This is a genomic window from Streptomyces sp. NPDC052016, assembly GCF_044548445.1.
Taxonomy (GTDB): domain Bacteria; phylum Actinomycetota; class Actinomycetes; order Streptomycetales; family Streptomycetaceae; genus Streptomyces.
The window spans coordinates 82,287-96,604 of record NZ_JBIUBX010000003.1 but is presented as its reverse complement, the minus strand read 5'-3'; the positions used below and the strand labels follow the sequence as shown (position 1 = coordinate 96,604).

The 14,318-nt window shown below is 71.4% G+C and carries 12 protein-coding genes; 7 read left to right on the top strand and 5 right to left on the bottom strand.

Annotated features, from left to right (window positions below; genetic code table 11):
- Positions 1–328: 328 nt before the first annotated feature.
- Together ACIHAR_RS05440 and ACIHAR_RS05435 are read left to right on the top strand one after the other, a co-directional pair.
- The gene (locus ACIHAR_RS05440; protein ID WP_400017142.1) at positions 329–775 is read left to right on the top strand and encodes a VOC family protein; all 447 of its coding nucleotides are present in this window, start codon (positions 329–331) and stop codon (positions 773–775) included.
- A 159-nt stretch (positions 776–934) separates the two neighbouring features.
- Complete coding sequence (locus ACIHAR_RS05435; protein WP_400017140.1) at positions 935–2,266, top strand: hypothetical protein; 1,332 nt, start codon at positions 935–937, stop codon at positions 2,264–2,266.
- Here ACIHAR_RS05435 and ACIHAR_RS05430 read toward each other — a convergent pair.
- Entirely contained in the window at positions 2,250–4,028 is a 1,779-nt protein-coding gene (locus ACIHAR_RS05430) for an asparagine synthase-related protein (protein WP_400017388.1), read from the bottom strand. The two genes, ACIHAR_RS05435 and ACIHAR_RS05430, sit on opposite strands and share 17 nt — an antisense overlap.
- A 61-nt stretch (positions 4,029–4,089) precedes the next feature.
- Positions 4,090–4,713 carry a lasso peptide biosynthesis B2 protein gene (locus ACIHAR_RS05425; RefSeq protein ID WP_400017138.1) on the bottom strand — a complete coding sequence of 208 codons (624 nt, stop codon included), beginning with the start codon at positions 4,711–4,713 and terminating at the stop codon, positions 4,090–4,092.
- Between the two features lie 597 nt (positions 4,714–5,310).
- On the opposite strand from ACIHAR_RS05425, the gene ACIHAR_RS05420 reads away from it, so the two are divergent.
- A complete protein-coding gene (locus ACIHAR_RS05420) occupies positions 5,311–5,973 on the top strand; it encodes a hypothetical protein (RefSeq protein ID WP_400017136.1) in 663 nt (220 codons plus the stop codon).
- A 116-nt stretch (positions 5,974–6,089) separates the two neighbouring features.
- Here the strand turns inward: ACIHAR_RS05420 and glnA are convergent, their stop codons facing one another.
- Positions 6,090–7,451 carry a type I glutamate--ammonia ligase gene (gene glnA / locus ACIHAR_RS05415; RefSeq protein WP_189940371.1) on the bottom strand — a complete coding sequence of 454 codons (1,362 nt, stop codon included), beginning with the start codon at positions 7,449–7,451 and terminating at the stop codon, positions 6,090–6,092.
- Positions 7,452–7,771: 320 nt separating this feature from the next.
- Here glnA and ACIHAR_RS05410 point away from each other — a divergent pair, with 320 nt between their 5' ends.
- Positions 7,772–8,959: a globin domain-containing protein gene (locus ACIHAR_RS05410; RefSeq protein WP_400017133.1), complete on the top strand. Its 1,188-nt coding sequence runs from the start codon at positions 7,772–7,774 to the stop codon at positions 8,957–8,959.
- Between the two features lie 192 nt (positions 8,960–9,151).
- Here ACIHAR_RS05410 and ACIHAR_RS05405 read toward each other — a convergent pair whose 3' ends face one another.
- A complete protein-coding gene (locus ACIHAR_RS05405) occupies positions 9,152–9,595 on the bottom strand; it encodes an RrF2 family transcriptional regulator (RefSeq protein ID WP_400017131.1) in 444 nt (147 codons plus the stop codon).
- A 161-nt stretch (positions 9,596–9,756) separates the two neighbouring features.
- Here ACIHAR_RS05405 and ACIHAR_RS05400 point away from each other — a divergent pair, with 161 nt between their 5' ends.
- From ACIHAR_RS05400 to ACIHAR_RS05390, 3 genes are all read left to right on the top strand, one after another.
- Positions 9,757–10,419 carry a DUF3105 domain-containing protein gene (locus ACIHAR_RS05400; protein ID WP_365455117.1) on the top strand — a complete coding sequence of 221 codons (663 nt, stop codon included), beginning with the start codon at positions 9,757–9,759 and terminating at the stop codon, positions 10,417–10,419.
- Entirely contained in the window at positions 10,416–11,030 is a 615-nt protein-coding gene (locus tag ACIHAR_RS05395) for a DUF305 domain-containing protein (protein ID WP_365455114.1), read from the top strand. The genes ACIHAR_RS05400 and ACIHAR_RS05395 overlap by 4 nt, the downstream gene beginning before the upstream one ends.
- 91 nt (positions 11,031–11,121) lie before the next feature.
- Positions 11,122–12,876 (top strand): NAD+ synthase, encoded by a 1,755-nt coding sequence (locus ACIHAR_RS05390; protein ID WP_365455111.1) that lies wholly within the window; start codon positions 11,122–11,124, stop codon positions 12,874–12,876.
- Between the two features lie 84 nt (positions 12,877–12,960).
- Here ACIHAR_RS05390 and ACIHAR_RS05385 read toward each other — a convergent pair whose 3' ends face one another.
- Positions 12,961–14,100 carry a calcium-binding protein gene (locus ACIHAR_RS05385; RefSeq protein WP_400017127.1) on the bottom strand — a complete coding sequence of 380 codons (1,140 nt, stop codon included), beginning with the start codon at positions 14,098–14,100 and terminating at the stop codon, positions 12,961–12,963.
- Positions 14,101–14,318 lie beyond the last annotated feature (218 nt).

Sequence of the window (14,318 nt, the reverse complement as noted above, 5' to 3'; positions counted from 1 at the left end):
CGATCAAGGTCGTACGGACTCGAGCCTAACCGGAGAGTCCGGGGGGGAGCGCCGGGCCGAGCGGCGATGAGTCGACGCCGTGCGGCGGGTCCGTCCCGTAGGGGACGATGCCTGGAGGTGCCGACGACCGTCCGGCCATCCCGGAACCGCCTCGACGCGCGCCACGGCGACGAGACGGCCACGGCGACGCCCTGGCCGCCGGCCGAGCACGTCACCCCCGGCCGGCGGTCCGGTGCGGCCGGGGCCTGCACGTCCGCACCGGCCTCGAAGCACGCAAGGCAAGGAACCGAGAGCACCACTCCGCCACACGCGAGGAGAAGGACAGCCGATGCAGTACACGCTCGAAGTGATCCCTCTGCCCGTCAGCGACATCGACCGGGCCCGGGACTTCTACCGCGACAAGGCCGGTTTCCACGTGGACATCGACCAGGAGGTCATGCCGGGCATGCGGATCGTCCAGCTGACGCCTCCGGGCTCCGGCTGCTCGATCGCGCTGGGCGACAGCATCTGGGAGATGACGAAGGGCCCGCGCCCGGCCCCCGGCTCCTACCAGGGCCTCCAGCTCTGTGTGGCCGACATCGAGGCCGCCCGCGCGGAACTCGTGGAGCGCGGCCTGGACGTCTCCGAACCGGTCCGGTACGCCCCCGACGACGGCGCCACGTTCATGTACTTCACCGATCCGGACGGCAACGGCTGGGCGATCCAGGAGTACCGCCGCCGCGCGACGGAACCGCTCCACCGGGTGCTGGCAGGGTCGGCGGATTCGGGGGCGTGAGGAGAGGGTCGTGAGGGGAGGGGTGCGGCCCGGCCGGGCCGCACCCCTCGTCTTCCCGGGCGGTACCTCTCAGCCGTCAGGAGGCATCCGGATGGTGATCCGGTGGATCACCACGCACGATGGTCCGCAGTGCCCCAGTGACGGTCGAAGGAGACACCCGTGAGTCCCGGCGATGAACCCGTGAGGACTTCCCCCGAGTCCCGCACCGGCCCGCGCCTGCGGATGCCACGGCTCCCGGCGAGCTCCAGAGGGTCACTGGCGGTCCTGGTGGGGATCCTGCTGGTCCTGCTCGTGTCGACGTTCATGCTGGGATGGTTCGGTGTCGAGAACCTCGGCTCGGCCCTGACCTACACGGGGCGCTTCACCGGTGCCATCCTCCTCGCGGTCTCGCTCACCACGCTGTTGGGCTCGGCCGCGGCCGTGGACCACTGGTACCGGAACAGCTTCACCTACTCGGGAATGGTGGCGCTGATCGCCGCCATCGCGGCTCTCGTCGCCAACGTCATGATCCTGCTCGAGACGTTCAAGGGCGATTCCACGGGCTACCGAGTCCTGTGGGCCCTGCTCACGGCGGCTTCCCTGTGGGCCGCCCTCGCGCTGTGGCGGACCTCGGTCGTGATCCCCGCCCCCAAGCGGGTGGCCGCGGCGGTGATCGTGACCTCGAGCATCGCGGTGGCCAACTTCGGTTATCAGCACCTGTACCAGCCGTATCAACGCGGAGCCAAGCCCCTCGTCAAGATGACCGTGGGCGAGCCCATGCTGAGTCAGGACGGTCAGGCGTTCTCGGTGCCGATCGACATCAGGCTCGAGAACCGCAGTGATGTGGGCTTCTACGTGATCGGCGCCGAGTTCCACGCCATGGGGGAACGGGTGCCGCTGAGCGAGACGGACCGGCTGCGCGCCCAGTGGCGTGACGATGCCGAGAAGTGGAGCAAAGCCCAGTTCTTCCCGGAGGCACACCCGCTCGCCCGCTGGGAGATCCACCAGCCCGGCGAGCTGGTCGCGGCGCACCCGTGGACGTTCGCCGGAAACTGGATCGAGGCAGACGACGAGTTGCACACCCGGACAGTCGTGCAGCTGCCCATCGACACGGAGTACGACCAGCTGGCGTTCTACGCCAACGTGAGTCTGGCGCGCAAGGACCGGCTCGGCCTGGAGAACCTCGTCCCGGTCGGGAACTCCTGGTCCGGCGGCAAGGTGCCCCGGTGGATACAGGAGGGGCAGGAGGACATCGACTCCATCATCTACCGCGGCAGGGTGCACGAGAACAACGCGATCGCGAACCACACGATGGATCCCCGCAGTCTCACTCTCTTCTGGCGGTTCGGCCCACACGGCGCAGGCCTGGTGCCGATGATCAGGCGAGAGGGGGAGGAGGACCTGATCCTTGCGGGGGCGGAGGACCACGCGTTGCGGAACAGATACGGCCTCGTCGACGCCGGGACCGGCCCGTTCGAACGCACGCTGTGGGACGTCAAGAGCCGGCGATGACCGGTACGGCGGCGTCCCGCGCGCCGGAGCGCCGGCCCAGCCGCTCCAGCCACACCACGAGGGCGAGGGAGCTGTTCAGACGGTCCCAGGCGCAGGCGTCCCCGATGCCGAGCTGCGCCTCTCTCACCGCCCGGCACAGCGTCCCGACGTCGAACATCTCCGTGACCAGCGGGTGGCGGGCCGAGTGGCAGAGGTCGACGAGTTCCTCGCCGTGTGTCCGCAGGCCGCGGGCGTAGACGTCGTCGAAGGGAATCTTGACCACCCGCTCGCGGATCGGGGCCGGAAGCAGATCCGCCATGGCCTCCCGCAGTACCGCCTTCGGCCGGCCCGGCCGGAACGTGGCTTCGGCGGGGAGGCGGCGCATCGTGGCGACGACCTCCGGGTCGAGGAAGGGGTGCGAGAGGAAGAACCCGTTCCGCCGTGCGTGGTGCCAGGACACCGGGTCGGGAGCGGCGAGGTAGTTGGCCGCGTCGTACCGGGACTGTGCGGGTTCGCGCCCGAGCAGGAAGCGGCGCTCCGCGCCGGCGGCCTCACGGTAGCCGTGAGCCCGGGCGAAACCGTGGCGCAGCCACGGGGGGCGGGTGAAGGCGCCGAGGCCGCCGAGCACCGTTCCGCGACGGTGGACGAGCGCGGTCAACCGTTCGGCTGCCGGCGGAAGAGCCGGCTGTACGACGTGGGCGGAGACGATGTCCCGCACACCCCGCTCGCTGCCCGCGGCCCAGGCGCGGGCCTGTTGCGCCATCTGCCGGAGCTGTCCCCTGCGGGCCAGCTCGTGCAGGTGCAGCGGGTCGGCGTCGGCGATCGGGTCGGCCCCGCAGCCGGTCATGAGGATGTCGCAGCCCAGGTCCGCCGCGGCGGTGTGCAGCCTGTTCCAGAACGGGGCGCGGAAGGCGTGGGCGTGAGGCTCGTCCGCGTCGCCCGCGTGGTGCTCGAAGTCGTCGAAGTCGGCGACGTCGTCGGCCTCGACGATCACCGTTCGCGCCGCGGGGGCGTGACGGCGTATCTCCTCCATCGCCGCGTCCAGGTACGGCCGCTCCCCCGCCAGTTCTCCCGTGCCGAAGCCGCCGGCGAGCAGCACCAGGTCCCCGGGGTGGTCCTGTTTCCCGGCGAGCAGACGTGCCGCGAGCAACGCGACGCCGGTGGAGTCGGTGCCGCCGGAGACATGGCATGCCGTCGACTCGCCCATGCGGCGGCCCACGGCCTCCTCCAGTGCGAGGCGCAGCTCCTTCGCGGCCCCGGCCGCCGCCCCGGCCCCGCTCGGGCGCTGCGCGTCCGCCGTGGGCTCCGGCGGGGCGTCGGTCCGGGGGACGCGTCGCGGGACGCGGCCGCGCAGTCGCCCCGTGAGCGACAGCTCCACCACCTCACCGCCGAGGACGCGGTGCACCCCGGCGAAGGGGGTGAGGTCCGCGTGCTGCTGGGTCAGGTTCCCGGTCAGGTACCGGCAGAGGTAGCGGGGTTGCGGTTCCGCGTCGCCGCCCAGGCGGCGTGCCGAAGTGCTCACCTCGGTCACCCGGCCACCGGACTCCTTGAAGAACAGCGGCATGCGTGCCTGCTCGTCCCGTATCAGCAGGATGCGGTCGCGGCACACCAGGACGGCCGCGTAGTCGCCGTTCGGCAGGCGCGGTTCGGCGCCCGGCGGGCCGAAGTCGTCGAGGAGACGGCGCGCGCCCGCGACGCGGTCGCGGAACGAGCCGACCCAGCCGACGACGGCCGCGGTGCCGGCCGGTGAGGAGACCGTCGTGACGAGTCCCCGCCGCACCATGGTCTCGGCCGCCCAGAGCCCGGGCGCGCCCCCGGCCCACTGGAGGCCGAGCGCCTCCACGTCACTGCCCTCCGCCGTCGATCGAGAGAACCGGCGCGAACGCGTGCCCGCGCGGGTCGGCGTCGGGGATGCACAGGTCTCCCGAGGACGTCCAGGCGTGCAGGGCGAGCGGGTGCTCGCGCACGCCGACGTGCAGGACGGCCTTCCAGCCGCGCCGCCGCAGCAGGACGAACGCCGTCACGGCCTCGGACTTGCAGTCGCCGTTGACGAACCAGCTTCCGCGGCTGTGCGACTGCACCGCCCGTTTCAGCCGGGCCACGTCCTCCGCCGGAGGGGGGTCCGCACGGGCGTAGTCCGGGGCGACCAGGGGCAGGAGCCGCAGGACGCGCCCGAAACCCACGGTCCGGATCAGCAGGTGCACTCCGCGCAGCCAGAGCCCGACTTCCTTGTCCGCATGCGCCTTCGGGCCGGCCGTCGCGCACCCGGCGCGGACGAGACCGCTGACGAGGGCCGCGCGTTCCTCCGGGCTCCCCTCGGCAAGGTTCCGCAGATCTGCCGTGGCCATCCCCAGGAAGCGCGTCCGCCGCCAGTCCGCGATCAGCGCTCCACTCGCCATCCTGGTGACCCGGCAGTGCGGCGACAGGATCCGCGTCAGGGCCGCCAGGGCATCGGTCTCCTCTGCCACCGCACATCCTCCAGGCCCGGCGCTTGCCGCCGCGCCTGCGCGGCGGGCCCGGTTCGACTCGCGGACGGGGTCAGCCCATGTATCCGTGACCGTCGTAGAGACTGCCGCTGAAGCCTCGGATCAGGCGGCCGTCACCGAAAAGGACAAGCCCGCACGGCAAACGACGGCGCAGCAATCGGAGAAACATCGCCTACCTCCAGAATCAGGCAGCCGTCGGTCAACTCCAGGCTACTCCGGCCCGGATGACCCGCAATCGGGCTGTCGCCCCCGTGCGTCGCGAGGCAAGCGCGGTTCTCAGGGCCGCGCGTACACGGGGAGAACGGTCGGACCGGTGCGACCTCAGGCGGTGGACGTCGGCGCAGCGTCGACCGCGGCCGAACGGTCGTCACTGGTCGTCGTGGGTCACCTTGGGCCACCCTTCGGCGGCCCACAGACGGCCCGGCTCATGCGGCACGGCAGAGCCACCGAGTCCCATTAGTCCAATTTAACGATATTAAGCGTGTCTCGATCGAGGGTGCTCGGCGACCCAGCGTGCGCAGGTCAAGCTCGCACTCGACTACGGGGAAGCCCCCCGAAATCGATGCATGGAGCACGTACATGAGTCCTCGGTTCAGAAGGACTGCCCTGCTCGGGCCACTGGCGCACCACAGCATCAGGAAGACCGGCACGCTCGTCTCGCTCGCGGTGGTGATGGCGGCCGGCGCGGCCATCCCAGCCATGGCAACGGAGCAAAGCGCGACCCCGCGCGCCGCCGTGTCGCCCGGCAACGGGGTCCCGTGCAAGACCGATCAGCCGGGACAGAAGCCGGCACCCGGCAACAACAACGCCAACGACCCGTGCCCCGGCGGGGGCCCCAAGCCTCCGCCTCCACCCGCGACCGCGTGCGGCCCCGCCGTCGACTCGACGCAGCCCAACGGCAATGAGCAGTATCTCGCCGCGCTCAACCAAGGAGTGCCGTTCGCCGGCAGACGCGACGTCACCAACCCGGAGAACACGCTGATCACCTCAGGCCCGGCCAACACTCCCGGCTGGACCAACCTCAGTCTCATCAGCGGCTTCCCCGTCGACTCCCCGGTCTGCGACGTCTCGGTTGACGCCAACGGGAGTGACGCGTTCTACAAGATCATCACCTTGGACGGTGACGTCTACACCCTGCACTGCGACGGCGGGGGTCAAACCCTCGTGTGTCCCGCCCCGGCACAGGGGCAGATCCCCCAGTCTCAGTGGAGGGAAGTGACGGACCTGCCGAACTCGCCTTGAGCTCGGCCAGTTCGATCCGACGACCTGACCGTACAGCGGTGAAGTGCGTTGGGGCCGACGTCCGTGACCGTCGGCCCCACCCGCCGAATCGGCGGAGAACATGCTTCGACCGGTGGTTACAGCACCGGCAGGTTCTTCCGCAGCTCGAACGCGGTGACCTCGGACCGGTACTCCTCCCACTCCTGCCGCTTGTTGCGCAGGAAGAAGTCGAAGACGTGCTCGCCGAGCGTCTCGGCCACGAGGTCGCTCCGCTCCATCAGGGTCAGTGCCTCGCCCAGGTTCTGCGGGAGCGGCTCGATGCCCATCGCGCGGCGCTCCGCGTCGGACAGCGCCCACACGTCGTCCTCCGCGCCCGGCGGGAGCTCGTAGCCCTCCTCGACGCCCTTGAGGCCGGCGGCCAGCAGCATCGCGTAGGCCAGGTACGGGTTGGCGCCGGAGTCGAGCGAGCGGACCTCGACCCGGGCCGAGCCCGTCTTGCCGGGCTTGTACATCGGGACGCGGACCAGGGCGGAGCGGTTGTTGTGGCCCCAGCAGATGTACGAGGGGGCCTCGCCGCCGGCGCCCGCGGTGCGCTCGGAGCCGCCCCAGATGCGCTTGTAGGAGTTGACCCACTGGTTGGTGACGGCGGAGATCTCCGCCGCGTGCTTGAGCAGACCGGCGATGAAGGACCGGCCGACCTTGGAGAGCTGGTACTCGGCGCCGGACTCGTAGAACGCGTTGCGGTCGCCCTCGAAGAGCGAGAGGTGGGTGTGCATGCCGGAGCCGGGGTGCTCGGAGAACGGCTTCGGCATGAAGGTCGCCTGGACGCCCTGCTCCAGCGCCACCTGCTTCATGACGAGGCGGAAGGTCATGATGTTGTCGGCCGTGGAGAGCGCGTCGGCGTAGCGCAGGTCGATCTCCTGCTGGCCGGGGGCGCCCTCGTGGTGGGAGAACTCGACCGAGATGCCCATGGACTCCAGCATGGTGATCGCCTGGCGTCGGAAGTCCATGCCGATGTTCTGCGGGGTGTGGTCGAAGTAGCCGGAGTTGTCGGCGGGGGTCGGGCGCGAGCCGTCGAGCGGGCGGTCCTTCAGGAGGAAGAACTCGATCTCGGGGTGCGTGTAGAAGGTGAAGCCCAGGTCGGAGGCGCGGGCCAGGGCACGCTTGAGCACGTACCGCGGGTCGGCGAAGGACGGGGAGCCGTCCGGCATGAGGATGTCGCAGAACATGCGGGCGGTGCCGGGGGCCTCGGCGCGCCAGGGCAGGACCTGGAAGGTGGAGGGGTCCGGCTTGGCGATCATGTCGGACTCGTAGACCCGGGCGAAGCCCTCGATGGCGGAGCCGTCGAAGCCGATGCCCTCGTCGAACGCCTGCTCGAGCTCGGCCGGCGCCACGGCGACGGACTTGAGGAAGCCCAGCACGTCCGTGAACCACAGGCGTACGAACCGGATGTCGCGCTCCTCCAAGGTCCGGAGCACGAACTCCTGCTGCTTGTCCATCTTCCGCTTCCCCATCCTTGCTGGTCAGGCCGCCTGTCCCCCGTCCCGCGGGAGGCGGTCGGGCACCTGAGCATCCCACCACAACAGCGTTTCACGCGCGTTGCGCACCTTGATCGTCGCGGCGACCGGGGCCCGAACGCCTCGCGTACGGCGGGTGTACTGCTCTGCCGCCCATCTTGCCTGCTCGGACTGACATCCGTAATGCCCGGCCCCTCCCGTCCCGCGTCCACGCATTAATTTGCATCTCAAATGCAAGTTTTACTAGCGTGCCGGGTGCCGGGTGGTCAGCGAGTCCCGGCGAGCGAGCCCGAGGAGGCCTCATGCTGTCCGAACAGTCCGCAGCCACCGTCCGCGCCACGCTGCCCGCCGTCGGGGCGGCCATAGGCGAGATCACCGAACGCTTCTACGCGGGCCTGTTCGCCGCCCACCCCGAGCTGCTGCGCGACCTCTTCAACCGTGGCAACCAGGCCGCCGGCACCCAGCGCCAGGCCCTGGCCGGTTCCATCGCCGCCTTCGCCACGCACCTGGTCGAGCACCCGGACACCCGCCCCGACGCGATGCTCGGCCGCATCGCCCACAAGCACGCGTCCCTCGGCGTCGCCCCCGACCAGTACAAGGTGGTCCACGAGCACCTCTTCGCCGCCATCGCCGACGTCCTCGGCGAGGCGGTCACTCCCGAGGTCGCGGCCGCCTGGGACGAGGTCTACTGGCTGATGGCGAACGCCCTGATCGCGATCGAGAAGCGGCTGTACGAGGAGCAGGGCGGCCCCACCTGGCGGCCCTGGGAGGTCGTGGAGCGCGTGGCGGAGACCCCCGACGTCGTCACCTTCCGCCTCCGCCCCCTCGACGACGGCCCGGTCCGCGACTTCCGCCCCGGCCAGTACGTCTCCGTCCGCACCGAACTCCCCGACGGCGCCCGCCAGATCCGCCAGTACAGCCTCTCCGGGGCACCGGGCTCGTCCGTACGGCAGATCAGCGTCAAGCGTGTTGCGGGCGACGCCACGGCCCCGGAGGGCGAGGTCTCCCACCACCTCCACGCGCGCGTGCACGAGGGCGCCGCGCTGGAGCTCTCGGAACCGTTCGGCGATCTCGTCCTCGACGACGTCACCGCCACCCCCCTGCTGCTGGCCTCGGCCGGCATCGGGGTGACCCCGATGGCCGCGATGCTGGCCCACCTCGCGGCCACCGGCCACCCGGCCCCCGTCACGGTGGTGCACGCCGACCGCTCCCCCGCCGACCACGCCCTGCGCACCGACCACGAGACGTACACGGCGAAGCTCCCCGAGGCGACCGTCCACCTCTGGTACGAACAGGACGCCCCCGAAGGCGCCCGCACCGGCTTCGCGGACCTCACGGACGTCCCCGTCCACCCCGGCACGCGCGCGTACCTGTGCGGCCCGCTCCCCTTCATGCGGGCGGTGCGGGCCCAGCTGATCGAGAAGGGGGTCTCACCGGCCGACGTGCACTACGAGGTGTTCGGGCCGGACCTCTGGCTGGCGGGGGCCTGAGCACCGGCCCCTGAACACGGACGGACGGATCGCGGGCCTGATCCGTCCTGAGCCCGCGGACGGTGTCTCTGCGCCCCGCCGAGACACCGCCTCGGCGTCCCGCCGCCCGGGAGACCTGAAATATGAGACCTGGGCGAACGGTATCCCCGGCCTCCTCCCCGCACCGGACGCCCGGCCCTCCCAGGGACGGGCTCAGTCCGCGGGCCGGCTGCCGATCCCTAGCAGCAGCGGCCCCGTCGGCTCCGCGACCATGTCGGCGATCGTCAGCGGGTCGAGGGACGCGAAGAAGGCCTCCTGAGCCCGGCGCAGCGCGCCGCGCAGCCGGCAACCGGAGCTCAGGGGACAGGGAGTGGCGCCGCCCTCGCAGTCCACCACGTCGCCGTCGCCCTCGAAGGCCCGGACGACCTCGCCCACGGACGCCGAACGGCCTTTCTCGGTCAGGGTGAGGCCGCCGCCCCGGCCGCGGCGGGCGTCCAGCAGGCCCATGTGCTGGAGTTCGGCCACGACCTTGGCAGCATGGGTGTAGGGAACCTCCATCGCGGCCGCCACGTCCCGCGTCGTGGGGGTGGTCGGGCCCGCCACCGCGAGCCGCATCAGCACGCGCAGCGCCAGGTCGGTGGATCGCAAGAGCCGCATGGGGGAAACGGTAGATAATCCATATCCGAGCTTCAAATTTCTCCTGCGGTCTCTTGGCTGTGAGCTGTCTACGAGATCCCCCTGATCCCCCACTACGATCAGCGGACCCGAACGTCCCGCAGGCCCCACCGACCGCCCCTCTCCCCAGAAGGACAGACCTCATGGGTTCCGCCAAGAACAGCACCAGCGCGGCGCGCAAGGCGCGCATAGAGGAGATGCGGCGAGCCGAGCAGGCGCGTGAGCGGCGCAGCCGGATCCTCATGATCACGGCGAGTGCCGTCGTGGTCGCCGGGCTCGTCGCGGGGACCGTGGTCCTCGTGCAGTCGCAGTCGGACGACAGCTCCTCCACCGACGCGAAGGCGACCGCGGGGAAGTTCGTCACCGGCTCGGACGGCGTGAGGACGTGGCAGGGAACGCTCGGGCGCACCCACGTCACCAAGACCGTGAAGTACCCGACCGAGCCGCCGGTCGGCGGCGACCACCACCAGGCGTGGATGAACTGCGACGGCGACGTCTACACCAAGGCGCTGAACAACATGAACGCCGTGCACTCGCTCGAGCACGGCGCGGTCTGGGTGACGTACAACAGCAAGGCCGCGAAGGCGGACGTCGACGCGCTGGCGGCGAAGGTCGAGAAGACGCCGTACACGCTGATGAGCCCGGACGAGAAGCAGGCCGATCCGATCATGCTCACCGCGTGGGGGCACCAGCGGACGGTGACGGGCGCGAGCGACCCGAACGTGGACAAGTTCTTCGAGAAGTTCGTGCAGGGCGAGCAGACGCCCGAACCGGGCGCCGCGTGCACGGGCGGTCTGTCGCAGTGAGGTACGCCGGAGTCGCCGTGGCCGTGGCCGGGGTGCTGGTCGCGGCCGGGGCGATCAGTTACTCCGTCGCCGGGGACAACGGCCCGGCGGTCCCGTCCGCCGACTCGGCGGACGCCGGCTTCGCCCGGGACATGGCGGTGCACCACCAGCAGGCCGTCGAGATGTCGTACGTCGTGCGCGACCGCACGAAGGACGAGGACGTGCGGCGGCTCGCCTACGACATCGCGCAGACGCAGGCCAACCAGCGCGGCATGCTGCTGGGCTGGCTGGACCTGTGGGGGCTGCCGAAGGTGTCGTCGGACGAGCCGATGGCCTGGATGGGCATGAAGGGCATGGCCTCCGGTGAGGACGGCGCGCTGATGCCGGGCATGGCCACCGACACCGAGATGAAGAAGCTGGGCGCCCTCAACGGCAGGCAGGCCGAGATCTTCTACCTCCAGCTCATGACGGACCATCACCAAGGCGGCATCCACATGGCCGAGGGGTGTGTCGCCAAGTGCACCGTGGGGGTGGAGAAGCGGCTCGCGCAGGGCATGGTCGACGGGCAGGAGTCGGAGATCCAGCTCATGACGGACCTGCTCGCCGCGCGCGGCGCCAAGCCGCGGCCGTAGCCGCGGCCGCCGCCCGGGTGAGCGGGTGGCGTGAGGTGGGCGACACCTCACCCCACCCCATCGCGTCGCTCTGACGATTACACTGGTGCGCGTGCCTCAACTTCGCCTCGCCCTGAACCAGATCGACTCGCGCGTCGGCGACCTCGCCGGCAACACCGAAACGATCCTCCGCTGGACCCGGCACTCCGCCGAGCAGGGAGCGCACCTCGTGGCGTTCCCGGAGATGGCGCTCACCGGGTATCCCGTCGAGGACCTCGCCCTGCGCTCGTCCTTCGTCGAGGCCTCCCGCGCGGCCCTGCGCACGCTCGCCGCGCGCCTCGCCGACGAGGGTTTCGGCGGGCTTCCGGTCGTCGTCGGCTACCTGGACCGCTCCGAGACCGCCCAGCCGAAGTACGGCCAGCCGGCCGGCGCCCCGCAGAACGCGGCGGCGGTGCTGCACGGCGGTGAGGTGGTCCTCGCCTTCGCCAAGCACCACCTGCCGAACTACGGCGTCTTCGACGAGTTCCGCTACTTCGTGCCCGGCGACACCATGCCGGTGCTGCGGGTGCATGGCGTCGACGTGGCCCTGGCGATCTGCGAGGACCTCTGGCAGGACGGCGGCCGGGTGCCCGCGGCGCGTTCCGCCGAGGCCGGCCTGCTGCTCTCCATCAACGCCTCCCCCTACGAGCGCGACAAGGACGACACGCGCCTCGAGCTGGTGCGCAAGCGCGCCCAGGAGGCGGGCTGCACCACCGCCTACCTCGCGATGATGGGCGGCCAGGACGAGCTCGTCTTCGACGGCGACTCGATCGTCGTGGACCGCGACGGCGAGGTCGTCGCGCGAGCGCCGCAGTTCGCGGAGGGGTGTGTGGTCCTTGACCTCGACCTGCCCGCGGCGTCGGCCGACGCTCCGCAGGGCGTCGTCGACGACGGTCTGCGCATCGACCGGGTGATCCTTTCCGAGGACCCGCTGCCCGCGTACCGGCCCGAGCTGGCGGGCGGCTACGCGGAACGGCTGGACGACGACGAGGAGGTGTACTCGGCGCTGGTGGTCGGCCTGCGGGCGTACGTCGCCAAGAACGGCTTCGAGTCGGTGCTGATCGGCCTGTCGGGCGGTATCGACTCGGCCCTCGTGGCCGCGATCGCCTGTGACGCGGTGGGCGCGCAGAACGTGTACGGCGTGTCGATGCCGTCGAAGTACTCGTCGGAGCACTCGAGGGGCGACGCGGCGGAGCTGGCGCGGCGGACCGGGCTGAACTTCCGCACCGTGCCGATCGAGCCGATGTTCGACGCGTACATGGGCTCGCTGGGCCTGACGGGCCTGGCGGAGGAGAACCTCCAGTCCCGGCTGCGCGGCACCCTGCTGATGGCGATCTCGAACCAGGAGGGCCACATCGTCCTCGCGCCCGGCAACAAGTCCGAGCTGGCGGTGGGCTACTCGACGCTGTACGGCGACTCGGTGGGCGCGTACGGGCCCATCAAGGACGTGTACAAGACGTCGGTCTTCCGCCTGGCCGAGTGGCGCAACCGGGCGGCCGCCGAGCGGGGCCAGACCCCGCCGATCCCCGAGAACTCGATCACCAAGCCGCCGAGCGCGGAGCTGCGGCCGGGACAGGTCGACACGGACTCCCTGCCGGACTACCCGGTTCTGGACGCCATCCTCGAGATGTACGTCGACCGGGACCAGGGCGCCGACGCGATCGCCGCGGCGGGGTACGACCGTGAGCTGGTCGTCAGGACCCTGCGCATGGTGGACACCGCCGAGTACAAGCGGCGGCAGTACCCGCCGGGGACGAAGATCTCGGCGAAGGGCTTCGGCAAGGACCGGCGTCTGCCCATCACCAACGGCTGGCGCGAGTCGGTGTGAACGGGCCCGGGCCCTCGTCGTCCTTCCCCGCGCGGACGCCTCGGGAGGACGACGAGGACATCGGGACCCGTCGCCGGTGGGGTGTCAGGCCTCGCAATCGGTGATGACGTCGTTGCCCGGTCCGCCGTCGCAGGTGTCCGTTCCGGCGCCGCCGTCGAGGGTGTCGCCGCCGGGGCCGCCCCAGAGGGTGTCGTCCCCGTCGCCACCGCGGATCGAGTCCGTGCCGCCCACGGTGTCGATCGGGCCGCCGGGGCCCACGTTGTCCCCGAAGAGCGTGTCGTTGCCGCCGCGCCCGAAGATGACGTCGTTCCCGGCGGTCAGCCCGGTGGGGTCGCCGACGCCGCTGTCGCCGACGACCTCGAGCTCGTCGCCGCTGCCGCCGGTGATCCGGTCGTTGCCGGATCCCGTCGCGGTGCCCTGGGAGGCCGCGTGGTCCCCGACGGCCACGAGGGCGCCGTCCGCGCCCAGGTCGATGAGGTCGTCACCGCCGCTCCCACCGGCGTTCCCCAGGATCGACACGCTGTCACCGGTCACGTCGCCGAACTGGCCGAGGCCTTCCAGGAGCACATCGTCCGCGGCGCCTTGGGCCGAGAAGACGCCGAGCGAGTCGCCGGTCAGCCCGTCGTCGCCGTCACCGCCCTCGAGGCGGTCGCTCGCTCCACCGGTCACGGTGTCGCCCCGGCTGTCGCCGACCATCTGGTCGCTGTCGGCCCCGCCGAACGCGATGTCCCGGGAGGCCCCCCGGGCGTCGCCCTGGACCGCCAGGTTGTCGCCTGTGATGACGTCGTCGCCGGGGCCGCCGAACAGCCGGTCGCTTCCGGTGGATGCCGTCGCGTCTCCCGTCGGGGCGAAGGAGTCGCCGGTCAGGCCGTCCCCGCCGTCGCCGCCGTCGACCGAGTCGTTGCCGGGGCCTCCGATGAGGCGGTCGTTCCCGCCCAGGCCGCAGATCAGGTCGTCACCGCCCCGGCCGTCGAGCGTGTCCGCGCCGGCGGTGCCGATGATCACGTCCGCACCCGGGGTTCCGGCGGTGCTCCCGGGCTGTGTCGCCGGACGGCCGAAACACGTCGGCTGCGCGCCGCTCGCGCCCGCGGCCCCCATGAACACCATGGCGGTCGCCGTGAAGACGCCCGCCGCGACCACCAGCGCGGTGCGTCTTCGCGGCCTTGCCCCCGACCCGCCCCTGCCCTCGCCGCCGTACCCGCGTCGCCGCTTCACCGTCATCATCCGTCGATCCCTTCTCAGCCGGACTGACCGCTGCCAGATGCCAGAACGACTCATTGCCGGATCGGCAAGGTGACCCGCGGGCGTGGCGGCGATTCCACCCGGAGGGACCAGCGCCCCGCTCCCCGCGGCCGTACCGGCCCCCAGGGCCGGCTCCACCCGGTGTCGCCTGCACCGGGCCGACTCCACCCACCCCCGCCGGAGCGCGGGAGACAGCGCTG

What these genes read in the sequence shown, in the direction of transcription:
- ACIHAR_RS05430 (WP_400017388.1), bottom strand. Translation starts at nt 4,028, where the DNA reads ATGGTGCGGCGGGGACTCGTCACGACGGTCTCCTCACCGGCCGGCACC.
- ACIHAR_RS05440 (WP_400017142.1), top strand. Translation starts at nt 329, where the DNA reads ATGCAGTACACGCTCGAAGTGATCCCTCTGCCCGTCAGCGACATCGAC.
- ACIHAR_RS05385 (WP_400017127.1), bottom strand. Translation starts at nt 14,100, where the DNA reads ATGATGACGGTGAAGCGGCGACGCGGGTACGGCGGCGAGGGCAGGGGC.
- ACIHAR_RS05410 (WP_400017133.1), top strand. Translation starts at nt 7,772, where the DNA reads ATGCTGTCCGAACAGTCCGCAGCCACCGTCCGCGCCACGCTGCCCGCC.
- ACIHAR_RS05405 (WP_400017131.1), bottom strand. Translation starts at nt 9,595, where the DNA reads ATGCGGCTCTTGCGATCCACCGACCTGGCGCTGCGCGTGCTGATGCGG.
- ACIHAR_RS05420 (WP_400017136.1), top strand. Translation starts at nt 5,311, where the DNA reads ATGAGTCCTCGGTTCAGAAGGACTGCCCTGCTCGGGCCACTGGCGCAC.
- glnA (WP_189940371.1), bottom strand. Translation starts at nt 7,451, where the DNA reads ATGGACAAGCAGCAGGAGTTCGTGCTCCGGACCTTGGAGGAGCGCGAC.
- ACIHAR_RS05400 (WP_365455117.1), top strand. Translation starts at nt 9,757, where the DNA reads ATGGGTTCCGCCAAGAACAGCACCAGCGCGGCGCGCAAGGCGCGCATA.